20 protein-coding genes are annotated in these 17321 nt (G+C 66.1%); 12 read left to right on the plus strand and 8 right to left on the minus strand.

Annotated features, from left to right (window positions below; all coding sequences use genetic code 11):
• Positions 1-53: 53 nt before the first annotated feature.
• Positions 54-284, minus strand: coding sequence for a hypothetical protein (locus NU1_RS28625; RefSeq protein WP_067526271.1), 231 nt, complete (start codon positions 282-284; stop codon positions 54-56).
• A 40-nt stretch (positions 285-324) separates the two neighbouring features.
• Positions 325-777 (minus strand): MarR family winged helix-turn-helix transcriptional regulator, encoded by a 453-nt coding sequence (locus NU1_RS28630; protein WP_067526273.1) that lies wholly within the window; start codon positions 775-777, stop codon positions 325-327.
• A gap of 138 nt (positions 778-915) precedes the next feature.
• On the opposite strand from NU1_RS28630, the gene NU1_RS28635 reads away from it, so the two are divergent.
• Positions 916-2112 carry an MFS transporter gene (locus NU1_RS28635; protein WP_067526275.1) on the plus strand — a complete coding sequence of 399 codons (1197 nt, stop codon included), beginning with the start codon at positions 916-918 and terminating at the stop codon, positions 2110-2112.
• A 92-nt stretch (positions 2113-2204) separates the two neighbouring features.
• Here NU1_RS28635 and NU1_RS42375 read toward each other — a convergent pair whose 3' ends face one another.
• Both NU1_RS42375 and NU1_RS28640 read right to left on the minus strand, forming a co-directional pair.
• The gene (locus tag NU1_RS42375; RefSeq protein WP_169815156.1) at positions 2205-2468 is read right to left on the minus strand and encodes a hypothetical protein; all 264 of its coding nucleotides are present in this window, start codon (positions 2466-2468) and stop codon (positions 2205-2207) included.
• Between the two features lie 167 nt (positions 2469-2635).
• On the minus strand, positions 2636-3229 hold the full coding sequence (locus tag NU1_RS28640; protein WP_084521890.1) for a M15 family metallopeptidase: 594 nt from the start codon (positions 3227-3229) through the stop codon (positions 2636-2638).
• Between the two features lie 690 nt (positions 3230-3919).
• Here NU1_RS28640 and NU1_RS28650 point away from each other — a divergent pair.
• Together NU1_RS28650 and NU1_RS28655 are read left to right on the plus strand one after the other, a co-directional pair.
• The gene (locus NU1_RS28650) at positions 3920-4432 is read left to right on the plus strand and encodes a hypothetical protein (RefSeq protein WP_067526279.1); all 513 of its coding nucleotides are present in this window, start codon (positions 3920-3922) and stop codon (positions 4430-4432) included.
• The gene (locus tag NU1_RS28655) at positions 4390-4731 is read left to right on the plus strand and encodes a hypothetical protein (RefSeq protein ID WP_067526281.1); all 342 of its coding nucleotides are present in this window, start codon (positions 4390-4392) and stop codon (positions 4729-4731) included. Before NU1_RS28650 ends, NU1_RS28655 begins: the two co-directional genes overlap by 43 nt.
• Before the next feature lie 169 nt (positions 4732-4900).
• Here NU1_RS28655 and NU1_RS28660 read toward each other — a convergent pair whose 3' ends face one another.
• Positions 4901-6577, minus strand: coding sequence for a fumarate hydratase (locus NU1_RS28660; protein ID WP_170264183.1), 1677 nt, complete (start codon positions 6575-6577; stop codon positions 4901-4903).
• Between the two features lie 274 nt (positions 6578-6851).
• Between NU1_RS28660 and NU1_RS28665 the strand changes: the two genes are divergently transcribed.
• From NU1_RS28665 to NU1_RS28695, 7 genes are all read left to right on the plus strand, one after another.
• Positions 6852-7382: a MarR family winged helix-turn-helix transcriptional regulator gene (locus NU1_RS28665; protein WP_067526284.1), complete on the plus strand. Its 531-nt coding sequence runs from the start codon at positions 6852-6854 to the stop codon at positions 7380-7382.
• 165 nt (positions 7383-7547) lie between these two features.
• Positions 7548-8444, plus strand: coding sequence for an STAS domain-containing protein (locus tag NU1_RS28670; protein ID WP_067526286.1), 897 nt, complete (start codon positions 7548-7550; stop codon positions 8442-8444).
• Positions 8445-8456: 12 nt separating this feature from the next.
• On the plus strand, positions 8457-8846 hold the full coding sequence (locus tag NU1_RS28675) for an STAS domain-containing protein (RefSeq protein ID WP_067526289.1): 390 nt from the start codon (positions 8457-8459) through the stop codon (positions 8844-8846).
• Positions 8836-9249 (plus strand): ATP-binding protein, encoded by a 414-nt coding sequence (locus NU1_RS28680; protein ID WP_067526418.1) that lies wholly within the window; start codon positions 8836-8838, stop codon positions 9247-9249. The genes NU1_RS28675 and NU1_RS28680 overlap by 11 nt, the downstream gene beginning before the upstream one ends.
• Complete coding sequence (locus NU1_RS28685) at positions 9242-9874, plus strand: SpoIIE family protein phosphatase (RefSeq protein ID WP_067526291.1); 633 nt, start codon at positions 9242-9244, stop codon at positions 9872-9874. The genes NU1_RS28680 and NU1_RS28685 overlap by 8 nt, the downstream gene beginning before the upstream one ends.
• Positions 9875-10001: 127 nt before the next feature.
• Positions 10002-12233, plus strand: coding sequence for a SpoIIE family protein phosphatase (locus NU1_RS28690; RefSeq protein ID WP_067526293.1), 2232 nt, complete (start codon positions 10002-10004; stop codon positions 12231-12233).
• A gap of 195 nt (positions 12234-12428) precedes the next feature.
• Positions 12429-12764 carry an STAS domain-containing protein gene (locus NU1_RS28695; protein ID WP_067526295.1) on the plus strand — a complete coding sequence of 112 codons (336 nt, stop codon included), beginning with the start codon at positions 12429-12431 and terminating at the stop codon, positions 12762-12764.
• 90 nt (positions 12765-12854) lie between these two features.
• Here NU1_RS28695 and NU1_RS28700 read toward each other — a convergent pair whose 3' ends face one another.
• Positions 12855-13892 (minus strand): LLM class F420-dependent oxidoreductase, encoded by a 1038-nt coding sequence (locus NU1_RS28700; protein ID WP_067526297.1) that lies wholly within the window; start codon positions 13890-13892, stop codon positions 12855-12857.
• A 282-nt stretch (positions 13893-14174) separates the two neighbouring features.
• Between NU1_RS28700 and NU1_RS28705 the strand changes: the two genes are divergently transcribed.
• Both NU1_RS28705 and NU1_RS28710 read left to right on the plus strand, forming a co-directional pair.
• Positions 14175-14486: a hypothetical protein gene (locus tag NU1_RS28705; RefSeq protein WP_067526299.1), complete on the plus strand. Its 312-nt coding sequence runs from the start codon at positions 14175-14177 to the stop codon at positions 14484-14486.
• Positions 14483-14809 carry a hypothetical protein gene (locus NU1_RS28710; RefSeq protein WP_067526301.1) on the plus strand — a complete coding sequence of 109 codons (327 nt, stop codon included), beginning with the start codon at positions 14483-14485 and terminating at the stop codon, positions 14807-14809. Before NU1_RS28705 ends, NU1_RS28710 begins: the two co-directional genes overlap by 4 nt.
• Here the strand turns inward: NU1_RS28710 and NU1_RS28715 are convergent, their stop codons facing one another.
• Complete coding sequence (locus NU1_RS28715; RefSeq protein WP_067526303.1) at positions 14810-15730, minus strand: phosphotransferase family protein; 921 nt, start codon at positions 15728-15730, stop codon at positions 14810-14812.
• Entirely contained in the window at positions 15730-17079 is a 1350-nt protein-coding gene (locus tag NU1_RS28720) for an NsdA family TPR-like regulatory protein (protein ID WP_503826552.1), read from the minus strand. The genes NU1_RS28715 and NU1_RS28720 overlap by 1 nt, the downstream gene beginning before the upstream one ends.
• Between the last annotated feature and the right edge of the window lie 242 nt (positions 17080-17321).

The following is a 17321-nucleotide window of genomic DNA, read 5'->3' on the forward strand; positions in this document are numbered from 1 at the left end:
AGTAAGGGGACAGGCGATTCGCCTGTCCCCTACATCAGCGCTACCGAATCCGGTCAGTGCTCCAGTACATCACCGGCGGAGTCCCACGCCGTCATGAGTACCCGGCCGAAGCTGACGACGACCTCATCGGACCAGTATTCGATCGACCCCACGAAATCGCCGGGCTCCCCGGGCTCTCCCCACTCCACCACGAGATGGTCCTTGGCGGCCAGTTTGTGCTCGGTACCGGACGGCTCGAACCGAACGGTCAACGGCTTTTCGGGTGCGGTCACAACGATCTTCATGGCGAGTCTGCTTTCTGCGTCACCCGGCGGATTGGAGCGTTCAGGTGCTCACCGCCGGGACGCGATGGAGGAAATCGGCCAGCGGCGCGAGTTCGGGGACTTGCTCGGCCGCGGTCAGGGCCTCTTCGAGAACACGATCGTGGGTGGGCTTTGCCTGCTCGTATAGCGTGCGGCCCTTCTCGGTGACCTCGGTGTAGATGCCGCGGCGATCGTCGGGGCACAGGACACGGACCAGCAGTCCGCGATCCTCGAGGCGGTTGACCAGGCGCGTAGTGGCGCTGGGCGATAGCGCCGCGGCACGGGCCAGCTGCGAGATGCGCATATGCCAGCCGTCTTGGCGGGACAGCGCATCCAGAACAGTGAACTCGACCACGGACAATTCGTGTGCCCGCACCAGTTCACGCTCGAGGGCGGCTTCGATCAGACCGTGGAGCGCGGCGAGGGTGCGCCAGCCCGAGGCTCGGACTTCGATCGCGTCGTCGGCAATACCCATAGCCCCAGCATAGCGCCGGGTTGCAATAGTCAGCGTGTGCAACTAGTTTGATGCACACGCATTTGGTTGCACACGCGCTATATCGGCGGACGCTCGTTGGGGGCGTGCGCCGCTTGTACTGCTGAAGGGAACCCCGTTATGCCGCTCGGACTCATCGCCCTCGCACTGGGGGGATTCGGCATCGGACTCACCGAGTTCGTCATTGCCGGGCTCCTCAGCTCGGTCGCCGACGATATGGGCGTTTCGGTGCCCACGGCCGGGTACCTCATCTCCGGTTACGCACTGGCTGTGGTGGTGGGCGCGCTCGCGCTCACCCCGCTGGTAAACCACTGGGAGCCCAAGCGGGCACTACAGGTGCTCATGGTGCTGTTCACCGTCGGCAATGCCGCGTCGGCGCTCGCGCCCGGCTACGCCGCACTGCTGGGCGGGCGTGTGCTGGCCGCGCTGGCCCACGGCGCGTTCTTCGGTATCGGCGCGGTACTCGCGTCCTCGCTGGTCCACGCGGCCAAAAAGGCGGCCGCTATCTCGATCATGTTCGGCGGCTTGACAATCGCGAACGTGCTCGGCGTCCCGCTGGGTACCGTCATCGGTCAGCAGTGGGGTTGGCGCGCGACCTTCGCCGCCATCACGGTGGTCGGCCTGATCGCCCTCGCCGGAATCACCGCTTTGGTTCCCGCCACCCCCGCCGATTCCGCCGCCCGCCCCAGCCTGCGCGCCGAACTTTCGGCCTTCCGCAACCGGCAGGTCTGGTACTCCCTGCTCATGACCGTCCTCGTCTTCGGCGGCATGTTCGGCGCGTTCATGTACATCGAACCCCTGCTCACCCGCATCACCGGCTTCTCCGAAGGCGCGATCCCCTGGCTCCTGGTCCTCTTCGGCGTAGGCCTGTTCGCGGGCAACCTGTTCGGCGGCCGCTGGGCCGACCGCAACCTCACCCGCACCCTCGTCACCATGACCCTCGCCCTCGGCACCGCCATGGTCACCTTCGCCCTCCTGGCCGACAACAAGATCGCCGCGGCGGCACTGCTCCTCGCCATGGGCTTCTTCGGTTTCGGCGCCACCCCCGGCCTACAGATGCGCGTCCTCGACCACGCCACCACAGCCCCCACCATGGCCTCCTCCGCGAATATCGCCGCCTTCAACATCGGCAACTTCCTCGGCGTCTGGATCTCCGGCCTAGCCATCTCCGCCGGGTTGGGCTGGGTGTCGCCACTGTGGGTGGGTGTGGGCTTCGCGGTCCTCGGTCTGGTGGTGCTCGCGTTGGCTACCCGGGACGACCGCGGCGCGGGATCGACCGCCGCCCGGGCGGACGAACCGCAGTTGGTCGCCTCCTGAGGCGCAGCGTCCGCACACACGATGCCCGAGCGGAACTCAGGTCCGCTCGGGCATCGCACTGCACCGAATGGGCGGCGATACCCGTCGCGGGTTCAACGACCGCCGGGATGGGTCGGGAGATCCACGGGAACGACGACGGCTGGGCGGGGTTGGCTGGGTCCACTGGGCTGAGCGTAGCCGAGCCAGCCGGTGCCGATGAAGACGGCAAGCAGGATGGCGGTGGGGAGTTCGAGGAGGAGCCAGCCGGGTGGGTAGAGGGGTTCGCGGGTCGGGGGGCGGCGACGGACCGGGGGGCGTTGGTGACCGAGCCCGGAATATGTTGTCCGACTGCCGCCGTGGTTGCCGTGCCTGACCACCCAAACCTCCGAATCGGCCCCGCGCGGGCGGGGCACGTCTTTGCGTGTTCGACCATTACTCGTCATCGAGACGGCGTGCTGGCACGTGCACCAGCGCCACATTATGCCGAATGACCTGCACACACACGGGGTGAATGAGCGGACATTCCGGTGTCCGCAGGTCGGTTTCAGCGGGTGCTGGCGTCGGGTAGTCGCGGCGGGCAGGGCGCGCCGGGGAGGGTGGCGATTTCGAAATGCCACCATTCGTTGTCATAGGTGCGGCACAGACCCCAGCGGTTGCCATTGGCTTCCAGCCACCCGGCACCGGCCTGCGGACCGACATCGACCGCCATTCCGGAGACGTGGGTGGACTCCTCGGGTGGCAGCACCCACCGGCGGGCGGCGTCCGGACTGCCGTAGGTGGCAATACCGTCCTCCCACATGTGCTGCTGCTCATCGTGGGTGCGATAGCCGGAGGTGATCCACATCTCCACACCCTGGGCACGCGCCTCTTCGGCGGCCATATCGTAGGCGGCGGCCAGTACCGGATCGAGACCGTCGGTCTCGGCGGAAATCGCTTGCGCATTGGGCAGCAGGCGCACGGGGAACGCCTCCGAGGAATGGGAAACCGCCTGCACCACAGCGGATTCCGCGCGCGTCGCCCCGAAAACGAGCAGTGCTGCGGCGAACTCCGACGGAGTGGCGGGACGCACCTGCGGTGTCGCACCGGCGGCGGGCGATGCGGGAACGGCGGGCGCGGGTTCCGCCTGCGCCACGGGCATACCCATACCCGTGAGCGCGGTACCGGTCAGCAGCGCGACCACGGCACTACGCCGCATTCCGCGCCCGCTCTCGGCACCGCGAGAACCCCACTCGCCCTTGTTCATCCGCATCGGTTCACCTCCACGTATTCGTTCGGACACGTTCCTTGGATCGGACTCGCACCCGAAAACCGACGGGTTGTTGGGTCCGGGCGCGAAATCATCGCCCCAACCGTCCGCGATTCGCCTGCCGGGAGGTCCTGGACCTCGGTCTGCCCATCGCGTACATCCCGGGCATCCTATCGGTTGCGATCGGCCGCGATGTTTCGTCCGGGGCCGCGCCGGTGTGCCGGCTACCGTTTCGCCACGTCCGAGCCGACCTGCGGGAGGAGGGTGCCGTACCTGCGGTGATGCGCCCCGCGGCGGTGCCGAGCGACCGCCGGTGCCGGATGCGCACCCCCGCACGGTTCGCGATGACGGCAACCGGCGAGTCGATCCTGACGATGACCGCAGCCACAGCTGTGAACCTCACGGCAATAGCAACCGAGGCCCAGGACCTCGTGACGACCACGACCACGAATCCGTGCCATCCGAGGACCTCCGCCGCGGATCCACACGTTCCGAACCCCGCCACCACAGCTCCACGCCTTCCAAGGCTGCGACCGGATATCTGGGCCTGGCGATGACCGAACCCGAGATTCGGTCATCCTGATGACGGCAACCGAGGATTGGGGCCTCGGCGGGTATCCGGAGCGCATGGACGACGATTCATACTTTGGCTACCGCACCGGCCGACTGTCCGCCGCGACCGATGCCCTGGTCATCGATACCCGTCGCCTGGCCGAGATCTCCACGGACGGCGAGGAAGTGACCGTCGGAGCGGGCGCGACGCACTACCCGGTGCTGCGCGAACTCGCCCGTACCGGTCGCACGCTGCCGGTCGGGCAAGGTGGTGTGCCGGCACGGATCGTCTGTCCCACCGGAACCGGTGATACCGCCACCGCCGATCTCACTGCCGCCGTGGGGTTTCCCCGTCGGCCGGGGACCTACGCACCCTCGAGCATCTGGATGCGGTACTCGCTCTCGGCGGCGGTTCGTCCACCACACCGCGCTCGGACAAGATCGCCGGTTCCGACGTGGTCGCCGATCTCGCTGCCGCGGCAGCCGCCATCGTCGATCATGTGGCCGCCGGATCTCGTTCGGACACACCGGGCTATGTCCTGATCGATCCGCTCAACGGAGCGATCCGCGACACCGCGCCCGACGACACTGCCTTCCCGTGGCGACGGCACGCCGCGTCCCTGCAGTGGCTGGTGGAATCCCCCGCCGACCCGATCGCGGCCCGACGCTGGGTCACCGACGCCCACCGTGCACTGGATACCGCCACTGCTGGCGGTTACGCCAACTACGCCGAGCCGGAGACTCCGCCCGAGCGCTACTTCGCCGACAATCTGCACAGGGTGCGCATCATCGGCCGAGTGGTCGATCCGGACCGCCGCCTACGCTCGGGCCTCGGCTTCTAGGTTGACGGCGCGACGTCGGCACTGCCCCGTCATCCCGGTGTGCTTTGGCCGGGCTTCACTACTGCGGCGGTGTGGATTCCGGCCAAAAGCACGCCGGAATGACGAGCGCGGGGCAGCTGACATCGTGACCTCAACCCCGGTAACCCGGGTCCCGTTCAACTGCTCGCGATCAGACGCGTTCCTTGGATCGCGTCCGCACCCGCAGCGCGATCGGTTTCTGGGTTTCGGCGAAGAAATCATTGCCCTTGTCGTCCACGACGATGAACGCCGGGAAGTCCTCGACCTCGATCTTCCACACCGCCTCCATACCCAGCTCCGGGTATTCGAGCACCTCGACGGATTTGATGCAGTCCAGGGCGAGTCGCGCGGCGGGACCACCGATGGAACCGAGGTAGAAACCGCCGTGCTCCTTGCACGCCTTGGTGACCTGCGCGGAGCGATTGCCCTTGGCCAGCATGACGTGCGAGCCGCCCGCGGCCTGGAACTGGTCGACGTAGGAGTCCATGCGCCCGGCCGTGGTGGGCCCGAAGGAACCGGAGGCGTACCCGTCTGGGGTCTTGGCGGGTCCGGCGTAGTAGACGGCCATATCGCGCAGATAGTCGGGCATCGGCTCACCCGCGTCGAGGCGCTCCTTGATCTTGGCGTGCGCGATATCGCGCGCCACGACCAGCGGACCGGTGAGCGAAAGCCGGGTCTTCACCGGGTATTTCGACAGTTCGGCGCGGATGTCCGCCATCGGCCGGTTCAAATCGATCCGCACGACGTCGCCGCCGAGAATCTCATCGGTCTGCTCGGGCAGGTACTGCGCGGGTTCACGTTCCAGCTGTTCCAGGAATACGCCCTCGGCGGTGATCTTGGCTCGGGCCTGCCGATCCGCGGAGCAGGACACGGCAATGGCGACCGGCAGCGACGCACCATGGCGCGGCAGGCGAATCACCCGTACGTCGTGGCAGAAGTACTTACCGCCGAACTGCGCGCCGATACCGAAGGACTGGGTGAGCTCGAACACCTGCTGCTCGAGCTCGAGGTCCCGGAAGCCGTGCGCCGCCATGGATCCCTCGGTCGGCATATTGTCGAGGTAGTGGGCCGACGCGTATTTCGCGGTCTTGAGCGCGAATTCCGCACTGGTTCCGCCGATTACGACGGCCAGATGGTACGGCGGGCACGCCGCGGTACCGAGGGAGCGGATCTTCTCGTCCAGGAACTCCAGCATGCGATCCGGGTTCAGGATCGCCTTGGTCTCCTGGAACAGGAACGACTTATTGGCCGAGCCGCCACCCTTGGCCATGAACAGGAACTTGTACGCCGGATGCGCGGGATCGCCCGCGTCGGAATACAACTCGACCTGCGCGGGCAGGTTGGAGCCGGTGTTCTTCTCATCCCACATGGTGATGGGCGCGAGCTGCGAGTAGCGCAGGTTCAGCTTGGTGTAGGCGTCGTGCACGCCGCGCGAAATCCATTCGGCGTCATCGGCTCCGGTGAGCACGCCCTCGGACTTCTTACCCATCACGATGGCGGTGCCGGTGTCCTGGCACATGGGCAGGATGCCGCCCGCGGAGATATTCACGTTCTTCAGCAGATCCAAGGCCACGAAGCGGTCGTTACCACTGGACTCCGGATCGTCGATGATCTTGCGCAGCTGCGCCAGGTGCGCGGGCCGCAGGTAGTGGCTGATGTCGTGCATCGCCGCTTCGGTCAGCAGCCGCAGCGCCTCGGGCTCCACCCGCAGGAAGCTGCGCCCGCCCGCCTCGAAGGTGCTGACACCCTCGGTGGTCAGCAGCCGATACGGGGTGTCGTCGACACCGGTCGGCAGCAGATCCGAGTACAGGAAGTCAGGCGCGGTCACGAATCGCACTCCTCGAGCAGGGCTGGGAAGCCCCAGCGGCATGTTTCAAGCACCGGAAAGCCTAGACAGCGCCCACCGATGCGCCGATCTAAGGCAAGCCTTATCTGCCTGCGAACAGTCCGAGGCCCGTCCGAAACGGACCGTGATCTGCGTGAACCGGCGAATCCCTCGGCACACAACCGCGAACTGTGCGAATCGGCAAAGGTTGCACCTTCAACAGCCACGGTGTTACCTGTCCCTAATGGGAGTTGTCTGCGGTGGGGAGGGGAATAGCATGACAAGTGAACCCGGGAGTGGCACCGTGACCGAAACCCCCGAAGTCCGTTGGCTCGACGATGTCGAAGGCCGCGCGTGGCTGGGATACGTGTTCACCCGCGACCTCGTCGCCGCCGCCGTCGGGCGCGACTCCCTACGCGAATCCGATCTGACCTATGTCGAATACACCGTGCTGGCCCGCCTGGCCGACGCACCCGATCATCGACGCAGCTTCGCCGAACTCGCCGCGGTACTCGAGTGGTCGCAGAGCCGTCTCTCCCACCAGATCACCCGAATGGAGAAGCGCGGCCTGGTGGCTCGGGAGTCGATTCCCGATGATGCCCGACGCACGGCCGCCGTCCTCAGCGAGAAGGGCGCGCGGGTCCTGGAATCCGCCGCCCCCGCTCATGTGAACAGCGTCCGCCGCCACATGATCGACGTGCTGGATCGTAGCCAGCTCGCGGCCCTGGCAGATATCTACGACACATTATTGGAACACCATCGCAGGCCGTCTGCCCAGCAACAGCAGCGGAACCGGCATCCGGCCTGACGATTTCCGCGTTCAACCCGGTGTTTGGTTTCGCACCCATCGGGTATTGGGTAAGACTAGGCTCGGCAACGGCTGCTCTGTCCCGCGTTCGCACGCAGACTGACGGCAACCCGAGCGCACAGAGAGCATCCGAACCTGGCCTTAGCGAAAGGGGCAGGAGTTTCCATGTCCGACGTGTCCATCGGCCTTTCGACGGATTCGCTGCCCGCGGGTTCCGTCGACAACCTGCTGCCGCAGTTGGTCGAACACCTGCGGCAGAACCGCACCGAGTTGCGCGAGGAGTGGGCGCGTCGTATCACCGACGCCCAACTGCTGACCGCCATGACACCGGAGGAGATCTTCTCCGAAGCCACCTCCATCTTCGACAACTACGTCGAGGTACTCGAGACCGGTAGCGTCGAGGCGCTGCAGGCCTACGCCCGCGATCTTTCCGAACGCATCATCCCGAGAGGCGTCGAGACCGATGAGGTCCTCGGCATCGTGCTGTTGCTGCGAGATGTGCTGGCGCGCTCGCTGTTCGAGAAGTACCAGACGAATTTCGAGCTGCTCAACCAGGTACTCGACGCCTACGAACCGGCCGCGAACCGCATCGCCAATACCGTTGGCGTGTCGTTCGTGCAGGAGCGCGAACGCGTTATCCGCCAGCAGCAGGAGGCGATTCGCGAGCTGTCCACCCCGGTTCTCCAGGTGCGTGAACAGCTTCTCATCCTGCCCATCATCGGTGTGCTGGACTCGCAACGCGCGCGCCAGCTGACCGAACAGCTACTGCGGGCGATTCGCGCGAACCGCGCCAAGGTGGTCGTCATCGATATCACCGGTGTGCCCGCCATCGACTCGGTGGTGGCCAACCACCTGGTGCAGACCGTCGACGCCTCGGGCCTCATGGGCGCGAGCGTCATCATCACCGGCCTGTCTTCGGAGATCGCGCTCACCCTCGTCACCATCGGCCTGGATCTATCGAAGATGAACGCGGTCGGCGACCTCCAGGGCGGTATCGAAGAGGCGGAGCGGCTCCTCGGCTACGAGGTGTCGCGCGTCACCGACCGCGACATGGGAAGGTAAACCGGGCGGGCGATGCCGGTACCCATTCTGAAACAGGGCACTTACCTGATCGCGTCGGTGCAGTCCGCTCTCACCGACGCGGATACCGAACGCTTGCAAGACGATCTGATGAAGTACGTCAGCAAGTATCGCGCGCAGGGGATCATTGTCGATGTCACGGCAATCGACGTGATGGACTCCTTCGCGGCCAGATCGCTGCGTACCATCGCGCACATGACCAAGCTGCGGGGTGCGGAAACGGTCATTGTGGGTCTGCAGCCCGAGGTCGCGTTCGCCATGGTTCAGCTCGGACTCACTTTCGAGGACATGCACACCGCCCTCGATCTGGAGGAGGGGCTTGCCTGGTTGAATCACAAACTCGATACCCGCCGCCAGCGAGACGGTCGTGATCGTGGCCGCTGACTACGTGGTGATCGCGGTGAAAGAATCCAATGACATCGTCACCGCTCGTCAGGCCGGTCGGGAACTCGCGCTGGAGCACGGGTTCTCGCTGACCGACATCACCATGATCTCCACTGCCATCTCGGAGGTGGCGCGCAATATCACCAGTTACGCGGGCAGCGGCGAGATCCGACTGTCGGTGAACGAGAAGGAAGGCCGTAAGGCGCTGGTGGTGCAGGCGCAGGACCAGGGGCCCGGCATTATCGACATTCCGCGGGCGCTGGAGGACGGGTACTCCACCGGACGAGGTCTCGGACTCGGGCTGCCGGGTGCACGCCGATTGATGGACAAGCTGATCATCGATTCGACGCCGGGCCACGGCACGCTTGTGGAGATGTGGAAGTGGGTACCCCCCGGTGCGTGAGGATGGGTTCATCGGCGCGGTCGAATGGGCGGTCGCCGGGCGCGCACTACCCGGCCAGCGAGTATCAGGGGATCGATCCGTAGTGCTCGACGCCGGCGGTGGCTCAGTACTTTTCGCGGTGCTCGACGGGCTCGGACACGGTGCGGCCGCGGCCGACGCGGCGGATCGGGCGGCCCAGGTGCTCTCGGAGAATCGGGCCGAACCCCTCGATGTGCTGATGCTGCTCTGTCATCGCGCCATGGCCGATACCCGAGGGGCGGCGGTATCGCTGGCGCTGTTCGATTCCGCCGAACGACTGCAGTGGTTGGGCGTCGGCAATGTCGAATCCCGGGTTGTCGCAGCGGCTCCCGGTAAACCGGCGGTTCGGGCCTCGGCGCTGCTGGTCGGCGGCATCGTCGGCTATCTGCTGCCACCGAACCTGCAATCGCAGACCGTACCGGTGCGGCCCGGCGATCTGCTGCTCATGTCCACCGACGGCATCGTGCCCGATTACGCCGACGGAATCGATTTGGCCAAGCCGACTTCGGAGATCACGGCCGATATCTTGGCCAAGCACTCCAAGGACACCGACGACGCGCTGGTGTTGGCGGCGCGGCATCGCGGGCACACGGGGCATACGGCATGAGCGGTCAGTGCCCGGAGGCGGCAGCGTGCGTAACCACGCAGGGCCCCCGCTCCGGCCGCTGCGAGCGCAGCATGAACTGTCAGGGCCCACAGGTGGCCTCGCGCGTCCCGCGCCGGGAGGAAACAGCATGAGCGCCGTGCTGGCGGCATTCCGCGACGCCTATACCGGCGCGCTGCGCCAGCATTTGCGCGCACCCACGCAGACCACCCTCAACGAGGGATATGAGCTGGGTCGGCGGGCGCTGGTGGAGGGCGTGAGCATTCTCGACCTCACCGAGCATCACTTTCGAATACTCGAAGCGGACGACCTCGTTCCGCCGATCGACGACGAACGTTCCGATGCCGCACTGGAATTCCTGCTGCAGACCATGGCGGCCCTGGACGTGGCCACCCGCGGATTCCTCGACGGCGCCCGCCGCTACGAGGAACAGCGCACCCGCGCGGACGATCTCGCCGGACGCGACGCGTTCCGCACCGCACTGGTGGAGTCGCTGCAGGACGGATTCTTCGTTGTCGACGCGCAAGGCACTCTCGTAGAAGTGAATACGGCGTTCGGCGCGCTCACCGGCTACGGCCCCGCCGGTGTGCCCTACCCGCTCCCCCATCCGTGGTCGGTGGTCGACGGCCCCCGCTATCCGGATCTCGGCACCGACGCCGCGCGCTTCGTCATGCCCATCCAGCACCGCGACGGGCGGCGGCTGTGGTTGGCGGTGAGTACCTCGTCGTTGGTGAAACCCGAGAACGGGGAACGGATTTTCGTCGGCACCATCCGCGACGTCACCGCCGAACACGATGCGCAGGCACGCGATCAAGCGGTATCGCGACTGGCCACCGCGGTCGGCGCGTCCACCAGTGTGGTGGAGGTACTCGCCGTCGGGCTGGAGGAGTTGCGGCATACCGTCGGCGCGGAATCGGCGGTGGTCTCGGTGTGGCCCAACCGCCATACCGGACCGGAACTGTATGTCTCCGAAGACAATCCGCGCGGCGGTGAATCCCGGCAGGTTCTCGACGCCCGCGCGCGGGCACTGCTGGACCGGGCCCGACTGCGGCCGGGGCGCACCATGTTCGCCATCCCGGAGGGCGCGGCCAGTTCCGAGGGTATTGTCGCGCCGCTCGGTGAGACCAGCGATTCGGCGCTGTGGCTGCGATTCGCCGCGCCGCGCATTATCAGTCCCGGTGACTGGGCACTGTTCTCGCTCCTGGTCGGACATTTGAGTCTGGCCGTGCAGCGAGCGCGCAACTTCGACCAGGCTCGCTCCACCTCACTGACACTGCAGCGGGCCATGCTGGGCCCCATCGAACTGCCACCGCGCTTTTCGGTGCACTACGAACCCGCCCTGCCGCCGCTCGAAATCGGTGGCGACTGGTACGACGTGGTGCGTCTGGAGGACGGCACCATGGGCGTGGTGGTCGGCGACTGCGTCGGCCGTGGTTTGTCGGCGGCGGTGGTGATGGGCCAATTGCGCACGGCCGCACGCGCATTGCTGCTGCGCGGCGCTGGACCCGCACAGCTGCTGGCCGAACTCGATACCGTTGCCGCCCGCATACCGGGAGCCATGTGCACCACGGTGTGCGCGGCCATCCTCGACCCGGAGCGCGGTTTGGTGCGCTACTCCAGTGCCGGGCATATGCCGCCCGTCCTGTCCGAACCAGGAAGCAAGGGCAGGCTTTTGGAGGGCGGCCGGGCGGTACCGCTGGCGACCTTCGATCCGCCGCGCCGCCCCGAGGCCACCACCGCCATGGCTCCCGGCTCCACACTGGTGCTGTTCACCGATGGGCTGGTCGAACAGCGCGGCGTGGATATCGATGAGCGGTTCGTCGAACTCGCCGATGAATTATCCGGTGCCGCCGGGCAATTGCCGCGTGAGGTGGCCGACGCGGTGCTGTCGCGGCTGCGGCCGGTCGGCGGCTATGACGATGATGTCGCCATGGTGGTGTACCGGCAGCCGCCGAAACCGCTACATCTGGACCTTCCCGCCTCCCCCGATCAGCTATCCAGTATTCGACGGGCCCTCAAGACCTGGCTGGCCGCCACGGCCGTCCCATACGATGTGGCCACCGATATCATCGCCGCCGCCAATGAGGCGTGCAGTAACTGCATCGAACACGCCTATCTCGACGGCATTCCGGCCCGAATGGAACTGACCGCCGAAAGCGGGATCGATTCGGTCACCATCGAGGTGAACGACAGCGGCGTGTGGCGGCCACTGCCCGCCGATCCCGGCCACCGCGGGCGCGGTATCGCCATGATGCGCGCACTCACCGATCGGCTCGATATCGACCATGCGGGGCCGGGTACCCGGGTTCGGATGTCGATACGACTTCCGGCGGTGTCGTTCTCCGCGGCGAGCCGGGTGTGACCGTCAGCTGACACGATTGCGCCACCGGAATATGGTTTATCGGCCTAAATGGCACGGTAGTCGGCTTTTTCGCGTCAGCGCCGGCTACCGATCCGATGCCAATCTGGCCGACGATGCAGCGCGAAGGGACGGTTCATGGCAGATTGTTCTGATGTGACCACATCTTCCGGAGACGCGTATCCCCTCGCCGACTCAATGACCACCACGGTGTCGTTGCGCGACGAAGCGACCGTGCTCACCGTGGCCGGCGAGGTCGACCTGGCAACCGCCCCCGCGCTCGAGAACGCGATCGACACGGCCTTCGGCGGTAAACCCGCCGCCCTCGTAATCGATCTGTCCGAGGTGAGCTTCCTCGCCTCGGCAGGGATGGCGGCCCTGGTGGCCGCCCATCAGCGGGCCGGTGAGACTCGAATCGCGGTCGTCGCGGACGGTCCCGCTACCGGCCGCCAACTCAAAATGACCAATCTGGACCAGGTCTTCGCCATGTATCCCACCCTCGACCAGGCGTTGACCGCACTGCGCGGAAACTGAACCAACGCAACGGGCTCTCCGCATCGATACCGATGCGGAGAGCCCGTTCGTCATTTCGGCTCGCGGCGGCCCCCTGGCCGGGCCCGCGGATCAGACCAGTTCGCGCAGCTGCTCGATGAGCTTCACCCGTTCGGCGGGCGTGGCGGCCAGTGGCACCGTATTCAGCACCGTGACACCCGCCGCGCGGAAGGCCTCGATGCGCTCCTTCACGAAGGCGGGCGAACCGATCAGGCTGATATCGCGCACCAGATCGTCGGGCACGACCTTGGCGGCCTCTTCCTTCTTACCGGCCAGGTACAGCTCCTGGATGCGATCGGCCTCGGCGCCGTAGCCGTACTTGGTGGCGAGGGTGTGGTAGAAGTTCTTGCCCTTGGCACCCATACCGCCGATGTAGAGCGCCAGGTGCGGTTTCACGAATTCCCGCAGGGGCTCGACATTGTCGCCGATGGCCAGGGCCGGACCGGCGTACACATCCAGCTTGCCGAGCGCCGGATCGCGTTTGGCCAGACCGGCTTTCACCGAATCCCCCCATACCGCGTCGGCCTTCTCCGGCAGGAAGAAGATAGGCTGCCAGCCCTCGGCCATTTCGGCGGCGAGCTCCACGTTCTTCGGGCCGAGTGCGGCCAGCAGCACCGGAATGCGTTCGCGCACCGGGTGATTGATCAGCTTGAGCGGCTTGCCCAGTCCGGTGCCCTGCCCCTCGGGCAGCGGAATGGTGTAGTACTTGCCCTGGTGTTCGAGCCGCTCGCGACGCCACACCTTGCGGCAGATATCGAGCACCTCGCGGGTGCGGCCGATCGGCGCGTCGTAGGGCACACCGTGAAAGCCCTCGATGACCTGCGGACCGGAGGCGCCGAGGCCGAGTACGTAGCGACCGTCGGAGACGTAGTCCAGTCCGGCGGCGGTCATGGCGGTCAGCGTGGGGGTGCGGGTGTAGAGCTGCAGGATGCCCGAGGCCAGCTGTACCCGCTCGGTCTTGGCGGCCAGGTAGCCGAGCCCGCTCACCGCATCGTACGAATACGCCTCGGGCACGAATACGATGTCGAGTCCGGCTCGCTCGAGGTCGGCGACCTCGGCCGCTACCTCCTTGAAGCCATCGGTGTAATTGATCGACAGTCCGATACGCATAATCGGAAGCTTAAGGGCAGGCCGGAACGAGGTTCACTTCCCCCCTGGTGAGGGGCATGCTCGCTGATCGTGTCCCTCGCCGTCCGGGGCTGACCTCGGTCGTCCCGCAAAATTATGGCACGAATCCTGGCACTGCGCGTCCCGGATTGTCGCCACCCCGGCCCTGCGGAACTGGGTCGTACGGCGGCGCGAACTACTGATCGTTGACCCTCCCAGCCTTCAAATCGGCAACTCATCAGCAACCGATGTCAGGGTGGAGTAGACGAGCTATTACTCGCACCTATGTTCGACAACCACGGCGGTGCGCGACAGGTCCGCAGGCACGTCGACCCGCCCACCCCGGTCACCGTCGACGTCGGCCTAGCCCTACACACCGATGGACCCCCGCTGCGCGTCCGCGCCGAAGGACTCGACGTGTCCGGACGCGTCCCAGGATGGCTCTACGCCTGGGCACGCACCTCGACGGGAGACTGGCTGGGCTTCGTGCAATTCACCCTCCAGACCGGCAACCGCCTCGAGAAGCTCACCGTCCGCCAGTGGTGCTCACAACGCGCCCTCAGCCCGCGCACCGCCGACGAGGAAGCGACATCATGAACACCGACCGGGGCGACGCGATCCTCTCCGTAGTCCTCGACGTAATCGGCGAATGCGACGGCACGTTCACGCCCCGACAGGTCGTCAGCGCCGCGCGGCCACTCATCTCCCCCGCCCCGACCCTGGGCGAAGTCGAAGGCGTCTTCCAGATCCTCGAGGTGCCCGCGCTCAACGGTGTCGTAGCCGTCGGCCGCGGCATCTACCGCGCCGGCGCCACGACTGAGGTAGTCGCCGCACGACTCTCCCGCCTCGCCGCTGCCGCGCAGGACTTCGAGGACGACGACGGACCGCCGCTCATCGAATACGCCGACGACCGCTACTGACTACAGGATGCTCCAGGTAATCGGCGCATCCACGTGCAACGCTTCTATCCGCCGCAACACCTCGGCGGCAGTGTTCGATCCCGGCGCGGACTTGCGGGCATTCGTGGTGATCATGCGCAGTTCCCGCACATTCCGCAGCCACCGATAGCCGGTCCAGTCTCGGATATCGAATCCGTAGGCGCGGCAGAACCGGTCGTACTCATCGGCCGGATGGCCGAAGCGTCGACAGTGGACTTCGAGCGTGACGAGATCCCACTCGGGCGGACCGACCGCGGCGCTTTCCCAGTCACACAGAACCGCACGGCCGTGGCTGTCCTGCAACGCGTTTCGGTGGTGTGCGTCGCCGTGAATCACACCCGGTGCGAGAACGTAGCGGACCTCGGGTGCTTGCGCGGCAAGTTCGACCCGGCGAGCGTGCAGCAGGGACCGGTCCTCGGGCGAGAGGATCGGACTGCCATCAATCGAGCTGCCGATGGCGGTGAAGGTGTTGCGAATCTGCTGATCCGGCAGCGAGACCGGAGGCCGCACCGACTGCGCGTGCAGCGCCGCGAGTGGCTCGGCGAGCTTCTCAGCGTCGACGATCGCGTCACGCTGGTCCAGGTACCGCCAGAAAGTCACGGGGCAACCAGCGACGAGGACTGGTTGATCAACCTCGATCAGCCGTACCGTCGGCACCGCGCGTTGCTCGAGCCATCGCACGAGCCCTACGACATCGATGTGGTTCCAACCGGGTCTGCCGATCTTCACCACTATCGGCGCATCTGTCAGCACATAAACGGCATTGGTGTGGTGGCGCAGGAGCGATGCGCTGATGTAGTCGATGCCCGCGAGCCGACACGCAGTTTCGAGTACGACACGTGTGCGATCGGGAGTGAAGGTCGACTCGGTGAGGCGCGCGGGTTCGGTGTCCTGACGCGCCATCACGCCGACTTGGCGCTGACAAGCTCGCGCAGAGCGCCGGCCGCAGGCAGTTGCCGAAAGGCCGTGGGAAGCACATGGAGGACGTCTCGTCCGCGTGTCATCACGATGCTCGTCCGGTGCTCCTGTGGCAGATCCTCCAACACGCGAGCAGCCAATTGGCAGCCGTCCTCAGCGGAGCCATCGACGGCGTACCCGACGGCGGCGTCGAGGTGGATCAGTGCGGGGTCGATGACCACCGGGGTCGATTGGTAGAGCCGTAGTGCCTCGTCTTGGACGCGACGGGCGCGTGTCGTTTGCCCCATGTAGGTCAGTGTTCCAGACATGTACAGCAGCAGCCGCTTCGCGCTGAACCGGAATGCATCATTGCTGCTGGTGTTCTCGAGGGCGTCGGTGAGCCGTTGCGCCTGGGCCATTGCCCGTTCAGCCCCGCTGTGGTCCCCGAGCCGTGCCAGTGCGCGCGCTTCCGCCGCTGCTGCGAGCGCCTTCTCGTCACTGACGGTGTCGCACAGGATCGCCTGCGCGGTCCTGGCCAGCGATACCGACGTCGCCACATCGCCGTAGTAATAGGGCAGCATGGCGTGCTGCGCGCGGACCCGAGCACGCAACCGCAGGTTTGGGGTGTCATCCGCTGCGAGGCGTGCTGTGCCGAACCAATAGGCGGCGCGGCCGATCTCGCCCAGCTTCATCAACGCGTCGGCGGTCAACAAACCCAACACCGCCAGCTGCTCGGACAACCGCGCTTGAATGGCGGCGGGCTGGCGCTCGGAAGCAATCGTCTGCACTTCGAGCAAGTCTGGCGCGATCGCCTTCAACGCGGTCGCTGGGGCCATGGCGGTGTACTGGTGCACACGTTCCGCAACCCGCTCGTCAAGTAGCGCCACACGCGTCGGAGTAACGGTGCACTGCGACAGTGTCTGATCGACAGCAACGCGCACACAGTCGATCGTGGAGAACAGATCGAGTTCACGATCTGGAACATCGACACTCCGAACACCATCCGGCAGTACTGCCGCAGCAGGTATACGCCCCGCTTGCGCTAGCGCCGCCTCGAAACGTTGAGATTGAGCATTGTCGAGCCCGCGATAGACGTTCTCGAGCTGCTGCTTGCTACTCGGGTAGAGGTTCGCTCGCAAGCCCTCCAGCTCCCACCCCCGGACCGTTCTCTCCCCGCGGTCGACCTTCGCGGCGAACTGTTTGTAATCGCAGAGCATCGCCTCGCGAAGGCATTTGGCCTCCACCCCAGTCCAATCGAGTCCGATCATCCACTTCCCCTGTTCCCTGGCGTGAGGGCCGATCGTGGCTGTCAGATTACGCCGGGCGCCGACTGCGATGACTACAGAATGCCGCAAGAATGCCTGCTGAGTGCCTTATGAGTTCCATCCCCTCCGCGCAGGCTGAGTGAACACCCGGCGCTGACCGGTTCCAGCACTTCCCTCATCACTGGAATAGGCGCCGATCATCTGACTGCCCTGGATGATCGGCCGCCGGGTGTCCCCAACATTGCTCCTGCTAATGGGAGGCGCACCGTGCACGTATCACCGGCGATACATCAGTCCAGCCCAAGCACAGACTGCCAGCACGACCCCGGTCG

This window comes from Nocardia uniformis NBRC 13702 (assembly GCF_001613345.1).
In the GTDB taxonomy this organism is placed as follows: domain Bacteria; phylum Actinomycetota; class Actinomycetes; order Mycobacteriales; family Mycobacteriaceae; genus Nocardia; species Nocardia uniformis.